Here is an 18352-nt window from a genome sequence, read left to right as displayed (position 1 = left end):
TGAATCGCCCCGGCTTTCATGGAGGCCGGTTGGTTTAAGTCATGCCACCACCGTGGCGATCTGACTGGCGAGTTGCCGGTAATAGTTTGCCTCAGCTTCTGCAGGCGGGATGTAGCCGATGGGTTCGAGCAGGCGATGGTGGTTGAACCAGGCCACCCACTCGAGCGTCGCTAACTCCACCGCCTCCTTGGTCTTCCACGGTGCTCGGCGATGGATCAACTCGGCCTTGTAGAGACCGTTGATCGTCTCGGCCAGGGCGTTGTCATAGGAGTCGCCTTTGCTGCCCACCGATGGCTCAATGCCAGCCTCGCCCAGTCGCTCGGTGTACCGGATGCTGACGTATTGCGACCCGCGATCCGAGTGACAAATCAAGCTGCCATCGCGCTCGGGTTGACGGTCGTACAGCGCTTGCTCCAAGGCATCGAGCACGAAGTCCGTGCGCATCGAACTGCTGACCCGCCAGCCCACGATGCGCCGGGCGAACACATCGATCACGAAGGCCACGTACAGCCAGCCCTGCCAGGTCGAGACGTACGTGAAATCCGAGACCCATAGCTGGTTCGGGCGCTGCGCCCGGAACTGCCGGTTGACCCGATCCAGCGGGCATGGCGCTCTGGCATCGCTGATGGTGGTCTTCACCACCTTGCCTCGCATCACGCCTCGCAGCCCCAGGCGCCGCATCAGCCGCTCGACCGTGCAGCGCGCCACCGCCGTGCCCTCGCGTGCCAGCTGCCGCCAGACCTTGTCGGCACCGTAGACCTGCATGTTGGCCTGCCAGACGCGTTGTATCTCTGGCACGAGGGCATCGTCGCGTCGCGCCCTGGCGCAGCGCCTGTGCGGCTCGCGCAGCAGCGCCGCGTGCCGTCGATAGCCCGACGGGGCGACCTGCAAGACCTTGCAGATCGGCTCGACCCCGAAGGTGGCACGATGCTTGTCGATGAAATCCCTCAGGACTTCAGCCGGCGGTCGAGCTCCGCCTGGGCGAAAAACGCGCTCGCCAGCTTCAGGATCTCGTTGGCCCGACGCAGCTCCTTGACCTCGCGCTCGAGCTCCTTCATCCGCTGGGCCTCGCTGGTCGTGACGCCTTCACGCACGCCGTTGTCGATCTCGTCGCGCTTGACCCATTCGTTCAGCGTCTGCGGCACGCAGCCGATCTTCGGTGCAATTGATTCGATCGCAGCCCATAACGACGGGTACTCTCCCCGGTGCTCCTGCACCATCCTCACCGCGCGCTCACGCACCTCGGGTGAGAACTTGTTTGACTTCTTCATGGCTCAATCCTCTCAGAGTGTTGAGCCTCCACAAAATCCGGGGCGATTCATNACCGCGCGCTCACGCACCTCGGGTGAGAACTTGTTTGACTTCTTCATGGCTCAATCCTCTCAGAGTGTTGAGCCTCCACAAAATCCGGGGCGATTCATTATGCCAAGACGATTTGATCCGCTCAGCTCCGATTGAACATCTGTTGGGCCTCGCGTACCGCATTGCTCAACTCTGGATCTTGAAGCCATTCCGGAATGGCCAACTCAATGAATTCGCGCATGGCTGAGAGGTCATTCATATTGGCGACGTCATGCGACAGATGGTCGACTATTGCCTCCCGGTCAACCTTGAGCTTGGCTACATATTCGTCAAAAGATGAAGCGAGTTCTACGAGCGCTGATTGCGTTCTCTTCCCAGCCCATTCCGGCAGACCATGTACGTATGCCACTACTCGACCGCTCCCTGTCGGGGTGAGGTCGAGAAAGGCAGTGGACCCGCCTCCATCGCAAGCAAATGGAAGAATGCCGATCGGCATTTGCATGCTCTCGCGATGGAGCGCTATTTCGTCGGCGAATATCTCCCCACCCGATGAGGTCGTGGAAAAGAGACCGCAGAACGAGATTGGTTCGGTCTCTCCGCTTTCCGTCGCGATCTCAACCACGTACTCCAGATAGCCACCGTTGGCGACTTGAAGGTATTGCTTAAACGATCGCGGCAAGCTTGCGCCCAGCACAGACTCAAGCTGCGCGAGCTCCACAGCAGTTGGGGCTGGGCCTGGATCTCGAATAACCAAGTGCTCATACTGCGAAAGCGTCATGCGATTGTGTCCTTGTACGGCCACTTTTTTCTCGAGCGTTGTCACGAGTAAGAGGAAGGCCCGCTCCTAGCCAAATTCTGCCGTATCGATGAACGTCCCGTTCTGGCCGACTGTAGCCGGTCGCGCTACCGTCGCGAAGGGCCCCTACCGGCCGTGTCCGGCTCCCAAAGCAGCCCATCTAGAACATCGAATTTGTTCCGCACCGACGATAGGTGTTTTAGGCGTTCACAACGTATGTGCCTGCAGCATGGTCGCCGAGGCGTCTGTTTTCACGGCCGAGGGCAAATAGCCAATCAATGAAGCCCAGTCCATTAAACGCGTTGCGGACTAGAGAGCGAGGCAGGCTGCATGAGTCACCTGTAGCCCTCTCCAAAACCTTGATCTTGAGGAGTCGCTTCCCGAAGCTTTGACCGTTCAGGCCATCCTTGAAAAACAAGTATGCCAAGGCTACCCCGATGGATGCGTATCCAACCAAATCAGAGAAGGTCTTCGGGGTGTACAGATATATTGGGAAGTTCACACCGAACAGCACGAAGAAGAGTCCAGCATAGTCGAGTGTCGCAGCTACAAATCGCCTCCACAGCGGAGCCAGCAATGACTGGTCGAGCGGGCGCAGCGCAGAGGCGCTGGCAGGCACTGTAGAAAAAGAGTGCGCAACATCCCGCGACGCCAATTCAGCTTCGAGCACGACCTTGGCCTCAGGCGTCAGGTCAGTCGAGCGAAGACCGATCAACTCGTCGGTTTCAAGGCGGTCGTAGTGTTGCCTGAGATATGCGGCGTCCATGTTTCCCTCTGTCAATTCGGATTCTTGTATGCCGACGCCAAAAGACGGCACTTAGTCGATTGTTATCTAAGACTCGGTCAGCGCGCGCACGCGCTTTCGAGGGCCGAGGCCGACAGGCCGCTTTTGGCCGACTGTAGCCGGTCGCGCCACCGTCATGAGCTGGCCCGAAGCGGTCATCGGGCTTGCTCCGGAGCGGTCACTCGCAGCGTGCCCTAGGCGGACTTTCATTCGACACCCAGTGGGCGTTCGCGGCTCATCCGAAAGGCTCACGAAGTCTACGTCGCACCCCTTCGGCGCGGCGATTCGCCGAGCGCGCCAACCCTTCAGCGCGCCAGGCTCAGGGAGACCAAGCGGCACAGGAATCGTTCGGCTCAGCGGGGCTGGGAAAATGGAACATCGCGTTGAAATGCATCGCGAGGCGTCCGCCAATTTCAGACGCCGCCACCGCTTCCGGCCACGGAGGGACTTGGCCGTTGAACAGCCGAATATCGCCGCCCTGTGTAAAGGTCCCTAAGTGATGTTCCGAGTATTCGCCCGAGTTCTCAACGATGGCTGACATCCGGACAAACCATCCGTTTGTATCGCCATCCCAAAGCGCCTGAATGCAAGCCAGCTTTCCAGTCAGAGAATCAATCTTCGATTGGAGATTTTCGAAGGAGACGGCCTCGATGGCCTTAGCTTTTTCGACTTCGCGCAGACCTGCCAAGAGAGGCTGAAGTCGAGCAAATTCGACGTCGCATTGTTCCAACGTCCAAGGCAGCTTTACACCTGAACCGACGATGGCGCGTATCGTCTGAAAGTCAAAAAAAGGCATCCAAAATGTCAGAGTGCGCTCTCTCCTTCCAATGCCACACTTGGTCGATGAGCGACCAATGCTCGCATTCCGGAAATGCTGCAACCAGGTCATGAGCCAATCCATGTTTTGTCACGTCCTCCGACTGCGACATGAGTTGGCGCAGCACAACTGACGGGAGCGTCCCCAGCCGAATCTGCCTCGAGAGTAGTTCGACTGCCTGCGAATCTGACATGATTTTGGTTCACCTTCAATGGATGGACGATGGCGAGCGGCGCGCCTCAAGGACCGGTATTGGCCGACTGTAGCCGGTCGCGGCCTAGGAGCTTCGGGCCCTGAGCGGACATCGCGCCCCGCGGAAAGCGGTCGTTCGCGAGGGCCTGCGGCCCTGAGGCGCTAAGCCTCCGATCGGCAAGGTTTCGGGCATTTCGCTCTAGGAATGGGGTCGCTTCGCACTTAACTGCCTGTACCATTTGCCGCAACATTTAAATCGCGAGGGAAATAGGTGGACCAGAGAATCATCACCGCAGTAATCCTCTTCGCCTTTGTTCTTGTCGTGATTCTGTCGCTGGCTTGGGTCATCAACAAAGTTGTCGGCAAGCTGCGGGTGAACGGGGCTGGCATTTACTTTTGGCTTTTGGTCGCAGCAAACGTTGCGCTCCACACCTGGCTTATCAATGCATCCCACACCACTGTCGAAATTGCTACCTACGCCGGCAAGATGACCGGAGTCAGCCTTCCGTTCATCCTTCTAGCGTTCTTCATGTCTCGCAGCTTAAAAAAGCGCAAGGCAAGGCAAAGCGCAACTGTCGTAGCGCGAGTCGAGACACTGGCCTAGTTGCGCTTCACCCTCGAAAGGCTGCTTGTGGCCGCAGGCTGACCTAAGTCCCGTGGCGGGAAGGGTTCCTAAGACTATGTAGGTAACCGCCAAAAATCGCTGATGCCATAGGAATTCCGAACGACCAGCCAATGAACCAGATTGGACCGGTCTGGGCCCCGGGGCTTGCAAGCATAACCAGCGGAAACAGCAAGCCAAGCGCTCCCGCGGCGCTCGCTTGAACCAACGGTCGGCCCCGCCCGTAGTGGGCGGATATATAGCCGCCGAGTGCGCCTGCGCAAACAGTTGCGAGCAAGCTCAGAAGGCCGACCGTCGAAAAAAAGCTCGACGCAAGCAAGCTGGCTGCTTGCTCCCGCGACGCTCCCTTCGCCATCCACACTCGTTGGCTAACAACCGCGACTAGCGTGCCAAGAAAGGCTTGGCCACCGGCGGAAAATCCGGCGCCGAGCACCGCGGCTCTCCATGAAAAGCCTGAAACGCCGGTGTGCGCAGCCGAAGGTGTGGTCATTTTTACGGTTCTGGTATGGACGGCAGGGCATCTCGGCCGAAGAAGCAGGCCCGGCCTTGCCCGCATTCTGCCGCCAGCGAATGAATGGTTCTGGCGGAATGGGCCGTGCTACCTATCCACCAGCTTGCGTAGGACCATGTTGCGTTGAACGACGCGAAAGCCACAGCTCTCGTAAAGTCGAGCGGCCTCGTGTGCATTGTCGGCATCCACGCCCAGCGCGGATTCGTTCATGCCAGCGTCGCGTTGTGCATGCAGGGCCTTCGCGATGAGCGCGCGCGCCAAGCCACGCCGGCGCCACGGCGCACCGACGCTGATGAATTCCGTCTCGCCGCGCCTGCGGTTCTGCGTCGTGTTCTGCTCTTCGTTGATAAAGGGCTTCACCTGCCCGGCCACGCGCTCGCTCTCGATGTGCCATGCCACCTGCCACAAATGCGGCTGGAAGGTCGGCAGCGTCGTCCAGCGCTCGAAGTCGCCTGGCTTCGGTGGTGCGACGCCCCAGTGTCCCTGCAAGGCCTCCATGTGGGCGTCGAAGATTGGGCGCAAATGTTCTGAAAGCACCGGACGGACCTCGAAGCCTTCGGGCAGGGGGACGTCGGGCATATCGTCGAGCGAGCGCCGCTCCATGAGCATGAAGTGGCGAGCGGGCACGTAATCGGCACGGCGCAGCATTGCTACGCGGCCGACTTCGCCCTCGGTCACGAAGACGTGATGCACGGACACACCGCCTCGGACCCTCGCAATCTCGCGCTGTCGCGTTTCCACCCAGCGCAGCAGTTCGGTGCCAATGCCGCGACGCCGGAAGGCCGGATGGACGAAGCCGATCTGGGTCTGAGCCAGCCATTCGTTCTCGTCGGTCCAGTGCGAGGTGCGCACATACCCCACCAACTGGCCGTCGAGTTCGGCCATCACGATGTCGCGTAGGGGATCGAAGTCGGTGAACCGGGCGTAGTCTCGACGTATGTGTTCCGGTGTGCGAATCCAGCCCATCTTGTCAGCGACAAACACTGCGTTGGCCACGTCCGCCATCGCAGGAAAATCGCCATCGCCGGCAAAACATCGCAATCGAAGGCCTGGTGGAATTGTTCCGATCATCGTAGGCAAATGTCTGCTCCAGGGCCGATTGTTGCTGCCTCCTCGGTCAGTGGGCAGGTGACCACGGCAGTGTGAGCGGGTATGAGAGCGGTGTCGGGCATGACTCGTTGTCGGCTGTGGCTGGCGGTCGACCCTGATGCGGGCCACGCCAGCAGGACGAGATGTGCTTACATCGTGCAGACTAACGACCCAACAGCGGCCGATTCTGCCAAGCCAAACCTGCGGCTAACCTAAAGACGTGTGCCCCGTACCCTTTCGCGGCCGACTGGCTCCAGTGCGGGGAGCCGTTACAGGGCAACATTGGCGGAAAACGCGACTTCCGTGATGAACTTCCGAACCTGGCCGACTGTAGGCGGCTGGCGCTGCGGCCTTCCTTGAGGGGTGTTCGCGAACTGGGCGGGCGTGAGGACTTCCGGTATTGGCCGATCACGGCCGCTCGCAAAGAACCTCACGCGATAACCGCCGCGAATGCCCCGACGCTGGCGCCCGTCGACCAGAGCGCCAGGGATCCGTCAGGCTTCCGTCTGCTCAGCCATCTCTAGTGCGTCCTCGACCTCGATTCCGAGGTAGCGCACTGTGCTCTCGAGCTTGGTGTGGCCGAGTAGGAGTTGCACCGCGCGAAGGTTCTTCGTTCGGCGGTAGACCAAGGACGCCTTGGTTCGGCGCATTGAGTGGGTGCCGTACTCGGCCGGGTCCAGTCCGATCTCCTCTACCCAACCATCAACAATGCGGGCGTACTGCCTGGTCCCGAGATGCGGAGACGAATGCACCCGGCTCGGGAACAGGAAGTCCTCGGAACGAAGGTGGGCCAGATTGATCCAGCCGGACACGGCCTCACGCGTTGGATCGGTGAGTTCAAATTGGACCGGTCGCCCGGTCTTTTGCTGGACCACGTTCGCCCGTGCGGCCGTCCGATCGCCGTTGGCAACATCGCGGACCCGGAGCTTGACCAGGTCGCATGCCCGGAGCTTGCTGTCGATTCCGAGATTGAAAAGTGCAAGGTCTCGAGTACGGCGGGACAACTGGAGCCGAGTGCGGATCGCCCAAATTTCCTTGAGCTTGAAAGGCCGCTTCTGCCCCACGAGTTTGTTTTTGTTCCACGGGGGCCGTGGTGCTGAGACGGTGAGAGCGTCCATGTCGATCTCCTGTGCAGTTTAGGGATCGAAACTTTGCGCCAGAGGGGCACTTGGGGGCTCCAAGTGATTGGCCGACCTTTTCAAGAGCGGTCAGTCGTTGCGCGAGGTTGTAGAGTCGGTCAAGGTGCGCATGCCATAGACCCGAGGCTGTGCGAGTTTCTGCTGCTCAAGCCTTTCCTTTCTCGAAGGCTTGGGCTCGTGCTCCTGGCGAGGGCGCGCGCATTCGCCGATACCATGCAGCCGCGTATGCTGGTTGATGTCAGCGTAGTACGCCAAAGCCTTTGGGACGCCCTCGCTGCGACATTCTTTCACGTAGCTGCTCTCCGAACTGAACATGGCTCAGCTCACCTCAAGCGGCCGACGATCCATCGATGTACTTCTGAGCGTCAAGGCTTGCTGGTCCATCGCAGAGGTTCTTCGGGACCGATGCCGCTTTCGCGACGCTTCTGCCCGCAGTCGCTGTTCCATTCTCCGGGGAACGTGGGCCAGTAGCACAGCCGCTCGGCCAGGCTGTGCAGCGGCGCCCATAGAAAGTTCATCGCGTAGTTGCTGTAGGTTGCATCCGAAGTTCCCTTGCCCACGATGTCGTCACGCATGTGCGAACCATGCATGACGGTTTCTTCCAGGTGCTCGCCGGGGCCGCTGAAGCCCTTGCGCAGCCACTCGTGCTCGGAAGGTCTGGGTACGGCCTCCATGCCTTCCTCCATGAAGGTTCGGATGTATTGCCACAAAGCCTCGCGGCTGCCGCTGGGACCGACCCAGAGTACGTCTTCTCCCTTGCGCTCGGGATCGTTGGCATCCAGCGGGGGCCAGTACAACAGCAGGTTGCTGTCCAGGCCCGCCGAGCGCAGGCGCTCTTCGCGCGCGGCCTCGCTCGTCGCCAGTTGCTCGGCTGTCCAGGATTTTGGGGGTGCCCATCGAACGTGCGCCTGCACGCGGTCCCAGTCGAGCACAACATTGCCGCCGTACTTCTTTGGGCGCAGTGCGTAGACCTTGCGTGTCGTCCGATTGAAGCGGTAGCGTGCGCGCAGGCTGGTAAAAAAAGCTGGCGCGAGCACGTGCGGGTAGATCAGGAAATAGATCAGAAGAAAGGCCAGAAAGCCAATGGCCAGCAAGATGCCCATCGCGATGTACCAATCCTGCGGGTAAGGCTTCCGATCGGTCAACAGAAGGCCAATGAAGTAGGCCGGCATCAGGGCGATCAAACCAAACAACACGAGAAGCATGAACACGAGTGAGCGCTTCTCCTCTCCCGCATTACTTAGTTCAACGAAGTGTTCGTTGAAGTCCAACAACGTCCGCATGCCAGACAGCCGAGGCTGGGCGATTTCCTGTTGCTTAAGCCTTTCCTTTCTCGAAGGTTTGGGCGCTTGCTCTTGGCGAGGGCTCGCGCCTTCGCCGATATCGTACAGCCGCGTATGCTGGTTGATGTCGGCGTAGTACGCCACCGCTCTGGAAGCGCCCTCGCTGCGACGCTCATTGCGGTAGCTATTTTCCGAAATAAACATGCTTCAACTCACTCCATATCCGCAATCGCATTTGCGAGCTGGCTGAGCATGAGCCGCTCGCTGGTATGCGGGGTTTTCTTGCTGTCCAACTTGCGGAATGGTTCGGCTTGGAGCCAGTCGATCCATTCCTTTTCCTTGAGCTTTTCAATCGCATAACTGGCAGCCAGTGTGAGGGCGCCGGCGAGAAGATTGATTCGCGTACAAATCCGGACGATCTTGACGACATCGTGGAAATAAGCGCCCGTGAGCGCCGTGCCGATGGTGACGCCACCCGCGAAAGCACGTCCGACATAGGCCGCCATCAAGAGGCGATTCTCCTCGCGATGCGCGGTTACGCCATCGATCACATCCCAGACCACCCCCACGACGGCTGCGGACGCCACCCAATGGGCCGCACCAATTTTCAACATGCGCAATTCGTGGTCAAGTGCCTTCATCAGGTTCTCGCGTGCCTTCAGTGGCATATCGGCCTTGATCGCTTCGTAGACGTTCCTTTCGTAGTAATCGGAGCGCCAACTACTCCAGGTTCCCATCGCACTGACGATTGCCCCAGCCCCCTGGCTGCCCGCCCTCGGATCATCGCTGCGTTCGCTCGCTCGCCCCAGCGTAGGAATCAGGCCGAAGATTTCGAGGCCACCGATCACCGAGGGAATGCGCATGTTCTGCACCGCTTTCTCCGTGCCCAGGGTCAGCGCCCGATCCACACGCGCCTGTAGCTTCTCGGCCTTGTGGTCGTAGCGCCGATTCCATGTTCGGCCACCCGGCTGGGGATTGCGCTTGTTGCTGTACGCGACGCGCTTTCCATCGGCCTCCAGCTTCTCGTTCAGCAGACGGTTCTCCTGGCGCACGAACTCGATGGCGTTGTCACCCAAGCCGTGCGACAACAACACGATCTGCGCTTTTGCCAGGTTCAACTCCAACGCCGAGGCCCCTAGATTCTTGGCCGCCTGCACCACTGCGATACCCCATACCGAGTGAACATTCTTCATCGCCGTTTCGGCGATCTTCTGCAGCGACTGAACTCTCGCCAGCGTGCTCGATCCGCGGTCGCCAAGCTTCTTGGCCTCTTTGATCAGCGTCTGGCTGCCCTCGAGCGTCTTCGGGATCTTCTCCAGCGCCGCCGCCATCGCGGCCCATGCCCGTTGCTGGCGCGCGCTTTCTTCGGCCGTTTCCGCATCCGCCACCTCGGTGGCCGGCGGCAGCGTGTCCTTCAGGGTGTCGAGCACGCGCAGCAACTCCTGCGAAATCGCCTCGTTGTTCAGGGTCGCCATGCGCCACACGAGGTTCTTCGGATCGTCCTTGAACAACTGGAGATCGGCGTACCACTTGCGCCCGCGCGGGCTGCTGTCCATGGTTTCCAGAATGGCGCACAACTGGCCCGCGCAGCGCGCGCCATCGCGGGTTTCGATGCCGCTCGGCTTGCGGTCGTAGCGGCCGAGCGTCTTGACCAGGAGGGTGTCGCACTGGAGCCAGGCGATCAGATCCTCGCTGATCTTGTCCATGCGCTTGTCGCGCTCCTGTATCTGCGCCATGTGATCGGCGTCGAACTTCTTGAGCCGGGTTTCATCGACATGCGCAAGCGTCGTCTCGAGGGCGGCCTTGGACTCCGAATCGCTGACGAGCCGCCGGTCCGATTCACGCGCGGCAATTTCTCCCTCCAGTGCGTCCCTGCGCTGCGCCCGCATCGCCTCAACGGACATCTCGGCATAGGTTCCGTCCTTTTGCCGAACCATCGTCGTACTCACGGGATAGGCGCGCCGCTGGCCCAGGACATCGTGCACGCGCTTCAGGCGGTCCGTTTCGGCGTCGTACATGCCCATCGCCTTCTTGTGGAGGGCCCCACGCACGGTGTTGATGCTCTCGCTGGCGGCGTGTTTCCACGCATTCGTCACAGTCGCGTTGCCGGGATCCGAGGCATCGACCTCCTTGAGCCATTGCACATACGACATGGCCGCGGTGAGATGGTGGAGGCTGAGTTCCTGGGCAATGCCGATGGGGTCGTCGCATGCGACGACGGCGCCCTTGTGCTGCGTCAGGAACTCGGCCATCTTCCGCAGCCGGGGGCCATGCGCGTCTTTGTAGAGCGGGCCGGTGATGCGTGCGATGTAGGGCCCCACCGCCATGCCGGTCACGGGGCCCGTGTCGGTGACGGCCACGCTGCCGTCGGCGCGGCGCGTCTCGTTGCGGACCTTTTCGAAATGCCGGCCGGTGCGTGCCTCCTCGTAAGTGCCCCACTCGCGCTCAGTGCCGTGCACGCCCATAAGTCCATAGTGCTGTTCACTCCCCACGGTCTGTACGGCGGTGTCCTTCAGCGCCGAAAATTCCATCACCTGGCTGTTGAGCTGCCCCGGTTGGCAGGTGTCCTTCTGGCTCGTGCTGCCTCCCAGCCATCCTGCGACGTCGAACTTCTGCATGTAGGTGTCGCGCTGGGGTTCGATGTGCTCGAACAGATGCTTGGGCACGATCGGGTCCGGATGGAACACGTAGTGCAGCTCGGTGACGTTCTTGGCGTCCGCCACCCATACCATGGAGGCGTTGGCGCCGCGCACTTCCATTTCGCAAGCCGGATTCGACTTGGCAGCCTCCGGAAACCCGACGTCGAACTGCGCCAAGTAGCCGTGGGGATGCACGATGTAGGCGAGCCACTCGGGATGGGCCTTGCACACATTCATGATGCGCACGTACAGGTAGCCTGGCCTCAGCATGCGCACGCCGTACAGGGCTGTGCGCATGGCCACGCCACCGGGCTGGGCCTGGAAATTTCCCGTGGGCTGCAACTGCTTGAGCGCAGCGAGACCCTGCTCCTGCGCGCTGAAGGCGGCGGCATACCGGGTGAACAGGATGGGCAGGCCCTTGCGATCGCAGTTTCGGCAGGGTGTGGCGCAGGGCATGGGCTTCAGTTTCTTCGCGGAAATTTCGGGTGGGTTGAGTTCGAGAGGGCTTGTTCGGCTTCATACAGCGCACTGGCAAAGCCAGGTGACACAACACGGCTGCTGACTGGCTGATTTGAGCCAGCGGGTGTCGGATGCATCAGGGCAAGCGCCTGCCGCAGCATGGCCGCATCTCGGGGCGCCGACCAATCACGAACGATGAGTCGCTCATCGTAGTGATGTGCCTGCCATGAGGCGTCGACGAATTCGAACAGATCCGATTCCTGGATCAATCCCAGTTCTGCCCCAAAGCGAAGGAGGCGCGTCATCGTCTCTCCATCAGGTTGCCGTTGGACGGGAATTCGTCGCGAAGCCATGCTCAGCCACAGCCGCGTGCCCGTCGTTGCGCCATGTGCCGCGTGCCATTGATCCAGACGCAGAAGGTGGCGTATGGTTTCGCGCTGTGGTTCCCGAGCCGCAGCCCGGGACAACACTGGCCGGGTGGCAACGAACCATTCGGACGCATCTTCGCCACTGCTGGCAGGTATTTCTCCACCCGTAGCGAATGCTTCGGCGTATGACCAGGGCCCCCAGGGTTGGCTCAGCGCCCACCATTCCGTCACAGGCCCGAGCCATTGCAAACGCTGCTCGTCGTCGAGCAGCGGCCACACGCGCTGCATGACGCGTGCATCCTGATAGCGCAACAGCTTGTCTTTTCCGTCAACAGGCGAAGTCTGAAAGCCGAGGTGGGTCCAGTGCATTGCGATGCTCGCAGGCGTTGCCGGACTGAAGACGACGGCGCACAACATCTGATCTACCAGGCGGCGCTCGCTCTGCAGCCGTGCCGCAGCAAGCGCGAGCGCCATCGTGTGAAGGAAGGCCTGGGTGCTGGCACCAGGCGCATCGACCGCCCAGTCTTCGGGCAGTGGCACGAGGGTGGGCGCAGCTTCGGGGCGTCCGAGGTAAATCTCGTCGGGCACGTCGACTCGTTCGGCGGCCAACCACGGATGGTGCTCCTGCAGATGCTCGGCGAGCGGGTTGTCTCGCCAGCGTTCCAGCACCAGAAAGGCCGACATGGGACCGGCGACCGATGCGTGCGCATGCGACGCCTGCATCCGCGCCCTGGCAAAGCCTTTTTGCAGACGGCGCAGCAGAAGCGAGGCATCCGGGCGCACGGGCAACAGGCTATCCATCAACGGGAGGCCGACGCGCCACCCGCTGCGCCGCTGTCCTGCAATTCGCACTTGGCCTCGTAGCCCTTGGACGGTGGCAGGCTCTTCGGTCCGAGAAGGCTGTGCGAAGCGGCGTGCTCACGCCAAACGCCGTTGGTTCCGTGCTCGATGCCATCCGCATTCCACCGGGTGTAGCTGGAGCCGCCGTTGATCAGCACCTCTTCCTGGGCCGAGATCGTGATGCGGCTGGCTTCCAGCTTGATGTTGAGCTTGGCGAGAACGTCGATGCTGGCCTTCAAGGCTCTGATGTCGATGTCATCCTTCGCGGCGGTCATGCGGATGCCGGCCTTGGAGGCGAACAGTCGTACGGCGTCCTTCGCAGAAACGAGGAGACTCTTCCCAGCGCTCACGCTGGTGTGGCCGCCACTGGTGGTGGCGGTGTGCTCGCCGCTCACAATGTGGCTCGAACCCTGTGCCGTGCTTTGAATGCCAGCCGGACTGGCCAGCGTGAGGTGCGGATCCTGGAATTCGGGGAAGATTCCGTGCTCCCTGTTCCCGCCGTCGCCTTTGATCGCGTCGTTCTGTGCCTTCAGCACCTTGGCCACCTCATCCTGATCACCTGTCTCGTGCGCATGGGCATCCCGGGCGGCTTGGCTCAGGCCCTCGTGCAGGTCGCGTCCCTGCGTGAGTCGAGCGATAGTCTCGGGTATGTCGGTAACGTAGGCCTGGGCGTTGGGGCGTGCCTCGGTGGTCACCAGCAAGCCCTTGGCAGCACGGAGGGTTCCATGACCGTCGGTGCGCAGCTCGAAGCCCTGGCCGCGCAGATCCTTGCGGCCGGCGGTGTCCTCGATGCGTGCGATATGGCCCAGGCTTAGGCTGGAGCTCTGGTGATCGCTCTTGAGCTGCGCCTGGATCTTCCCGTCCGAGTCATCGAGGACCAGGTGGTTGCTGCGCCCACCGCCCAGCTCCCGGCTGCGAATTCCCGAGAGATGCTTCTGGTCGGGCAACTGCCACGCAGGCATCTGGTCGGCGTTGTGCACGCGTCCGGTGACGATCGGGTGATCGGGGTCGCCGTTGAGGAAATCGACGATGACCTCCTGTCCGATGCGGGGCAAGGCCGCGCCGCCGAACGTGGCTCCGGCCCATGCCGTGGACACACGTACCCAGCAGCTGGAGTGCTCGTCGTGCTGGCCCAGGCGGTCCCAGTGGAACTGCACCTTGACGCGGCCGTACTGGTCGGTCCAGATCTCTTCACCGGACGGTCCCACGACGACGGCCGTCTGCGGACCGTGCGTGCGCGGTTTGGGCGTGGTGCGGGCGGGACGCCACGCCAGGCTGGTGGGCTGGACCTCGAAGGCGAAGTGCTGCACCGAACCTTCGGTGGGCCCGACACCTTCGCTGGCTTCGACGTTCTCCCGCAGGTGGTAGCTCACGCTGAGCAGCAGGTATTGCTGGTTCTGGTCGAGCCGCGGATGGTGGGCCAGCTGCATCGTGTAGCCCGGTGCCAGCTCCCGCAGATTGGAACGCCCCCTGGCGCGGCTGCGCTCGCTCAACTGCTCTTCATTGCGGATGCGCGCATAGACCTCGCCGTCCTCGTGCCGGAGGTAGTCGCCAGGCCATTCGTACCTCTGGTAGGCGTCATGGTCATGGCCAGCCGGCATCTGCCGCACGCTGGAGAGGTCGGCCCGGGGGTGCTCGAAATCGAAGTGGTCACGGTAGTGGTGGCCGGAACGGATCTCTTCAGCCTGCTCCCACTCGGTGATGCGCTCACTCGGCTCGAGCCCGCCGGTCATGCCGGCCTTCTCATGCGGGTGGTAGCGCACGGCTTCGCCGCCGGGCAAGGGGCCGTGGGAGATTGCGACCTCGTCCGCAAAGACCAGCACGTGCTGCTCGGCCTCGTGCCGGAAGAAGAAATAGATGCCCTCGTGCTCGCACAGGCGCGAAATAAAACCAAAGTCGTCTTCGCCGTACTGGACGCAGTAGTTCCAGGATCGGTAGCTGCGGCTGAGCTTCAGCTCGAGCGGATGGCCGTAGCGGCCAAGGACCGCCTCCAGGATCTCGGGAACGGTCTGGTCCTGGAAGATGCGGAAGTCGCTGCGCCGCGTGGCGAGCCACAGCCAGGGGCGCAGGCGCATCTTGTAGAAGGACTGCCGGGCATCTTCCTGCGCCAGCCCGAAACGGGTGACCAGGCCGCAGAGGTACCGGACGCCGGCTTCGGTCTGCACCGTGACAGTGGCGGCCTTGCCGAGCAGCGCCTTTGGATCGAGGGCGTTCGTGTTGCCCAGCAGGTCGATGTCGAACGCATAGGCCTGGCTGAGCGCTTCGCGCCCCACCAGGCGGTGGAACTTCAGCGCGTCGCCCAGCGGAGTCTGGATCGTGACGCGCCGTTTCATTGCAGCAATTGATGCGCGCGCGGATATGCGCGCATTCCGGTGAGGATGGACATGGAACTCACTCCCTGACGAGGCTGGCCGCTCGGAATGAGGGCCGGCTTTTGCGGGGGATTATGTAAGCCCCAGTACTGTCGCCGTAAGTACACGAAAGTTGCAGCGTCGAGAATTAATCCGCATTTGCCCTGCTCGAAAAGTCTTTGCAGCAGACAGAGGGCGCGGAACCGCGCTCGGGAGCTTCGGTAGACAGAGGTGCTCGGCGAAACATTCGGTCAACGCGCGTACTTTGACTTCGCCAGAGCACGGGGATTGGTCAGGTCCTCGATTGCGATGGCGATGATGGACAAACCGGCGGATGGTCCTGAAGGTCCGGTTCTGGCCGTCAACCGCCTGTCGGCCCGGAAATCTGTGATCGCGCGGCTTCCTGTCATAGCAGCTCGTTGAACGCGTAGAACACGTTGTCCTTGCAGCGATGCCACAGGCCGCGGTGCGCCCACGCGTCGGCCTGCAGCTCGATGCAGTCGCGCGTGTCGCGCTCGAAGATGGCGTCCAGTTGCGCGGCCAGCGCGTCGTCGCGCAGGCCGAGCGTGATTTCGTCGTTGGTTTCGAAAGAGCGGTCGTCGAAATTGCTCGAACCGATGGCGCACCACGCGCCGTCCACCGTCATCACCTTCTGGTGCAGCAGGCACTTCTGGTACTCGAAGATGCGCACGCCGCCGGCGAGCAGCAGGTGGAAGTTACGGTGCGCGGCGTGCTGCACCATGGGCATGTCGGAAGCTTCGGCCGACGGCACCATCACGCGCACGTCGACGCCGCGCTTCGCCGCCTTGCACAGCGCATCAATCGCCTCGCTGTCGGGCAGAAAGTATGGGTTCTGGATGCGGATGCGCTGGCGTGCGATGCACACTACCAAGTGGTGCAAGATCTTCACCGCCGGCGGCGAACCTTCCGGCTTGATGCTCGCGACGTGCACGGCCACGTCGCCCATGCGGTTGAGCGGCGGGAACACCGCGTCGCCGACAAATAGCTCGCCAGTGTCTTCCACCCAGTTCTCGCTGAAGGCGGCCTGCACCGCATGCACGATCGGCCCCCGCAGGCGCACGCCGAGGTCGCGCACGTTGTCGCATTCCCGCCCTTCACCGAGCCAGCCGTCGACGATGCAATGGCCGCCGACCAGGGCGACTTTGCCGTCGACCACCACCAGTTTGCGGTGGTCGCGGTCGTTGAAGACACCGATGTTGCGCACGTGGCGCGGGTGATGCATCTCGAGCCGGCAGCCGGCCTCCCGCAGTCGGCGCGACGCGGCCTCGCCCATCTTCTTGCCGCCGTCGGCGTCGACCAGCACGCGCACCGGCACGCCGGCGCGGCGGCGTTCGACGAGCGCATCGACCAGGTGCGTGCCGAGCACGCCGTCCTTCCACAGAAAGGTCTCGAAGTGCACCGAGCAGGCGGCCGCACGGATCTCCTCGAACATGGCATCGAAGAAGGCGCCGTTCTCAAGCAGCTCGACGACGTTGCCTTCGTAGATGGTGCCCTGCGTCAGGCCCGAGAGCGAGGGCAGCAGCTCGGTGATCGGCGCTTCGCAGTCGATGACGAGCCGCGGGTCGCGATGGCGGCGGATCGACCAGATGACGAGGCCCTGCACGACGATCAGCAGCGCGAACACGAAGGCAAGCGCCGAAGGCCAGGACAGTGTTGCAAGGAAACCATCGCTCATGACGGTCGATTCTCTGTCATGTGCCCAACGCCCATCTGTGCCCGATTGACCATAGCCGCCGGTTTGTGTGCGCGCGCTTCAGGTCAAGCCACCTCGACTCCGAACGGAATCGTTGTGCGCGGCCTCGAACGGCTGCTAAGCCGCGAATTCTGCGGAGTGGCCGACCGGCCGCTTTTGGCCGACTGTAGCCTCACGACCGGTCAGCGCAACGGGGGCCCGAGGGAGACATCCGCGATCCGCGATAGCGGTCATTCAATAGATTTGGATCTAACTACGCTTCATCACAGCGAGTCAGTTGCGAACGCCAATAGAAGTCGTCTGGAGTATCAAGAAGGGCAAGAAACCCGTATCGCTCGTCCTTGATCACTACACCGTTGGACATGATGTCATCAGGAACGCCGCTTTCGTCCGCATCGTCCGCGACGAAGGTGAAGCGTTTGCCGACGGCTTCTTCCAGCTTGAGGCCTAACTTGCTCAAGTCCCGGATTGAACCCATTCGTTCCAGCGAATACCCACGATCGGTCATCCTCGCGTTGAAGTCGCAGTAAATCTCCGGATGGGGGTGGGGCTCACGCATCATCTAGACGATCCTGCAAAGAATGGCCAGCTGCTCAGGTGAATGACCCGGTCCTGCCGACTGCAGACCCTCGTCTGTCCGCCTCGAAAGGAGGCAGCTCAATCTTCGACCCGGAATCCACTGCATCCTTCCTTGCCGCGCCCTTCTGCCTTGAGGTCAACCTCCACGCGTCCGGACCATTGGAAGGAGGGCTGGGCCGCTCCTTTTCCTTCTTGGTAGATGCGCTTCCTTGGCATACCGAACGATTCAAGGAGCTGGCTTACATAAGCAGCTCGAGTCACAGATAGCTCCATCAAACCACCAGGCGATGTAGCCTCCGAGGGGTCCGCATGCCCGCTGACAATCGCCACCATAAAGCCGCACCAGGTACGCGCCAAGTCGACCGTCGCGGCGACGCGGGTTCGAGACTCCGCATCCAGAGCAACAGCATGCCGCTCAAAATCGAACTGCGCTCCGGCGCTTTCGTAGGTGCTCATCGAGGCGCACGGCAGTTGGTATGTCACGAGCACAAGTGCTAGTGCAGCCCAATGGCATCGATGAGGCACTTTGAATGCTCCTCGAATGCCTTTTAAAGGTATGACATTCACGTTTCCGACAGTGGACTTGTCTGCATCTGACATCGCGCAAATTCTGTTGTACTGACCAGCACAACCAAAGTCTGGTTGTGGCCGACTGTAGCCAGTCAGCTCGCAGCTCGAACTGCTGACCTATGGGGCGAATCCCGAGAAGCGAAAGAATGCTCGAAGGATGAGACTTTCCACAAACCACCATTGGCCGACCAGCAAGCCCGTGGCTACTCCTGCCATAGGCCAGACCTTCGTGCCAGTCTGAAAGAGAAGTCGGGCCGCGAGAAAGACACTCACGCTTCCCAGCAAAGACAGGTACAC

General features: G+C 61.6%; 15 protein-coding genes and 1 other annotated feature. Of the genes, 1 reads left to right on the top strand and 14 read right to left on the bottom strand.

Annotation, left to right across the window (positions count from 1 at the left end; all coding sequences use genetic code 11):
• Positions 1-39: 39 nt before the first annotated feature.
• The 4 genes from ASC78_RS05990 to ASC78_RS27385 all read right to left on the bottom strand — a co-directional run bounded on the left by ASC78_RS05990 (position 40) and on the right by ASC78_RS27385 (position 3771).
• A protein-coding gene (locus ASC78_RS05990) for an IS3 family transposase (protein WP_443082706.1) occupies positions 40-1271 on the bottom strand; the annotation gives its coding sequence in 2 pieces (ribosomal slippage) (positions 40-980 and positions 980-1271; 1233 coding nt in all).
• Positions 877-993 (bottom strand) — a sequence feature (AL1L pseudoknot). (Overlaps the previous gene by 117 nt.)
• A 173-nt stretch (positions 1272-1444) precedes the next feature.
• A complete protein-coding gene (locus ASC78_RS05980) occupies positions 1445-2080 on the bottom strand; it encodes an SMI1/KNR4 family protein (protein ID WP_082517444.1) in 636 nt (211 codons plus the stop codon).
• A 217-nt stretch (positions 2081-2297) separates the two neighbouring features.
• Positions 2298-2864 carry an RDD family protein gene (locus ASC78_RS05975; RefSeq protein WP_055797828.1) on the bottom strand — a complete coding sequence of 189 codons (567 nt, stop codon included), beginning with the start codon at positions 2862-2864 and terminating at the stop codon, positions 2298-2300.
• A 337-nt stretch (positions 2865-3201) separates the two neighbouring features.
• Positions 3202-3771: a hypothetical protein gene (locus ASC78_RS27385; RefSeq protein ID WP_157634390.1), complete on the bottom strand. Its 570-nt coding sequence runs from the start codon at positions 3769-3771 to the stop codon at positions 3202-3204.
• Positions 3772-4162: 391 nt separating this feature from the next.
• Between ASC78_RS27385 and ASC78_RS05965 the strand changes: the two genes are divergently transcribed.
• Positions 4163-4495 carry a hypothetical protein gene (locus tag ASC78_RS05965; protein WP_055797823.1) on the top strand — a complete coding sequence of 111 codons (333 nt, stop codon included), beginning with the start codon at positions 4163-4165 and terminating at the stop codon, positions 4493-4495.
• A 616-nt stretch (positions 4496-5111) separates the two neighbouring features.
• Here the strand turns inward: ASC78_RS05965 and ASC78_RS05960 are convergent.
• The 10 genes from ASC78_RS05960 to ASC78_RS05915 form a co-directional block, all read right to left on the bottom strand.
• A complete protein-coding gene (locus ASC78_RS05960) occupies positions 5112-6095 on the bottom strand; it encodes a GNAT family N-acetyltransferase (protein WP_082517443.1) in 984 nt (327 codons plus the stop codon).
• Between the two features lie 512 nt (positions 6096-6607).
• The gene (locus ASC78_RS05955) at positions 6608-7231 is read right to left on the bottom strand and encodes a site-specific integrase (RefSeq protein WP_055797817.1); all 624 of its coding nucleotides are present in this window, start codon (positions 7229-7231) and stop codon (positions 6608-6610) included.
• A 90-nt stretch (positions 7232-7321) separates the two neighbouring features.
• A complete protein-coding gene (locus tag ASC78_RS27915) occupies positions 7322-7567 on the bottom strand; it encodes a hypothetical protein (protein WP_055797813.1) in 246 nt (81 codons plus the stop codon).
• A 50-nt stretch (positions 7568-7617) separates the two neighbouring features.
• The gene (locus ASC78_RS05945; RefSeq protein WP_055797809.1) at positions 7618-8739 is read right to left on the bottom strand and encodes an MFS transporter; all 1122 of its coding nucleotides are present in this window, start codon (positions 8737-8739) and stop codon (positions 7618-7620) included.
• An 8-nt stretch (positions 8740-8747) separates the two neighbouring features.
• Complete coding sequence (locus ASC78_RS05940) at positions 8748-11630, bottom strand: T6SS effector BTH_I2691 family protein (protein WP_055797806.1); 2883 nt, start codon at positions 11628-11630, stop codon at positions 8748-8750.
• 5 nt (positions 11631-11635) lie between these two features.
• A complete protein-coding gene (locus tag ASC78_RS05935) occupies positions 11636-12802 on the bottom strand; it encodes a DUF4123 domain-containing protein (protein WP_055797804.1) in 1167 nt (388 codons plus the stop codon).
• Positions 12802-15174 (bottom strand): type VI secretion system Vgr family protein, encoded by a 2373-nt coding sequence (locus tag ASC78_RS05930; RefSeq protein ID WP_055797802.1) that lies wholly within the window; start codon positions 15172-15174, stop codon positions 12802-12804. The genes ASC78_RS05935 and ASC78_RS05930 overlap by 1 nt, the downstream gene beginning before the upstream one ends.
• A 424-nt stretch (positions 15175-15598) precedes the next feature.
• The gene (locus ASC78_RS05925; RefSeq protein ID WP_055797799.1) at positions 15599-16888 is read right to left on the bottom strand and encodes a phospholipase D-like domain-containing protein; all 1290 of its coding nucleotides are present in this window, start codon (positions 16886-16888) and stop codon (positions 15599-15601) included.
• A 271-nt stretch (positions 16889-17159) separates the two neighbouring features.
• Positions 17160-17468, bottom strand: a complete 309-nt coding sequence (locus ASC78_RS05920; RefSeq protein WP_055797796.1) for a hypothetical protein — start codon at positions 17466-17468, stop codon at positions 17160-17162.
• Between the two features lie 95 nt (positions 17469-17563).
• Entirely contained in the window at positions 17564-17941 is a 378-nt protein-coding gene (locus ASC78_RS05915) for an OmpA family protein (protein WP_162246087.1), read from the bottom strand.
• Between the last annotated feature and the right edge of the window lie 411 nt (positions 17942-18352).

This window comes from Variovorax sp. Root318D1, from assembly GCF_001424835.1.
In the GTDB taxonomy this organism is placed as follows: Bacteria; Pseudomonadota; Gammaproteobacteria; order Burkholderiales; family Burkholderiaceae_C; genus Variovorax.
The sequence above is the reverse complement of the archived record's forward strand: the minus strand, read 5'-3'. Positions and strand labels throughout refer to the sequence as shown.

Bases quoted from the DNA above. Each gene is read 5' to 3' on its own strand.
- ASC78_RS05980 (WP_082517444.1), bottom strand. From the start codon at position 2,080: ATGACGCTTTCGCAGTATGAGCACTTGGTTATTCGAGATCCAGGCCCA.
- ASC78_RS05975 (WP_055797828.1), bottom strand. From the start codon at position 2,864: ATGGACGCCGCATATCTCAGGCAACACTACGACCGCCTTGAAACCGAC.
- ASC78_RS27385 (WP_157634390.1), bottom strand. From the start codon at position 3,771: ATGACCTGGTTGCAGCATTTCCGGAATGCGAGCATTGGTCGCTCATCG.
- ASC78_RS05960 (WP_082517443.1), bottom strand. From the start codon at position 6,095: ATGATCGGAACAATTCCACCAGGCCTTCGATTGCGATGTTTTGCCGGC.
- ASC78_RS05955 (WP_055797817.1), bottom strand. From the start codon at position 7,231: ATGGACGCTCTCACCGTCTCAGCACCACGGCCCCCGTGGAACAAAAAC.
- ASC78_RS27915 (WP_055797813.1), bottom strand. From the start codon at position 7,567: ATGTTCAGTTCGGAGAGCAGCTACGTGAAAGAATGTCGCAGCGAGGGC.
- ASC78_RS05945 (WP_055797809.1), bottom strand. From the start codon at position 8,739: ATGTTTATTTCGGAAAATAGCTACCGCAATGAGCGTCGCAGCGAGGGC.
- ASC78_RS05940 (WP_055797806.1), bottom strand. From the start codon at position 11,630: ATGCCCTGCGCCACACCCTGCCGAAACTGCGATCGCAAGGGCCTGCCC.
- ASC78_RS05935 (WP_055797804.1), bottom strand. From the start codon at position 12,802: ATGGATAGCCTGTTGCCCGTGCGCCCGGATGCCTCGCTTCTGCTGCGC.
- ASC78_RS05930 (WP_055797802.1), bottom strand. From the start codon at position 15,174: ATGAAACGGCGCGTCACGATCCAGACTCCGCTGGGCGACGCGCTGAAG.
- ASC78_RS05925 (WP_055797799.1), bottom strand. From the start codon at position 16,888: ATGAGCGATGGTTTCCTTGCAACACTGTCCTGGCCTTCGGCGCTTGCC.
- ASC78_RS05920 (WP_055797796.1), bottom strand. From the start codon at position 17,468: ATGATGCGTGAGCCCCACCCCCATCCGGAGATTTACTGCGACTTCAAC.
- ASC78_RS05915 (WP_162246087.1), bottom strand. From the start codon at position 17,941: ATGAGCACCTACGAAAGCGCCGGAGCGCAGTTCGATTTTGAGCGGCAT.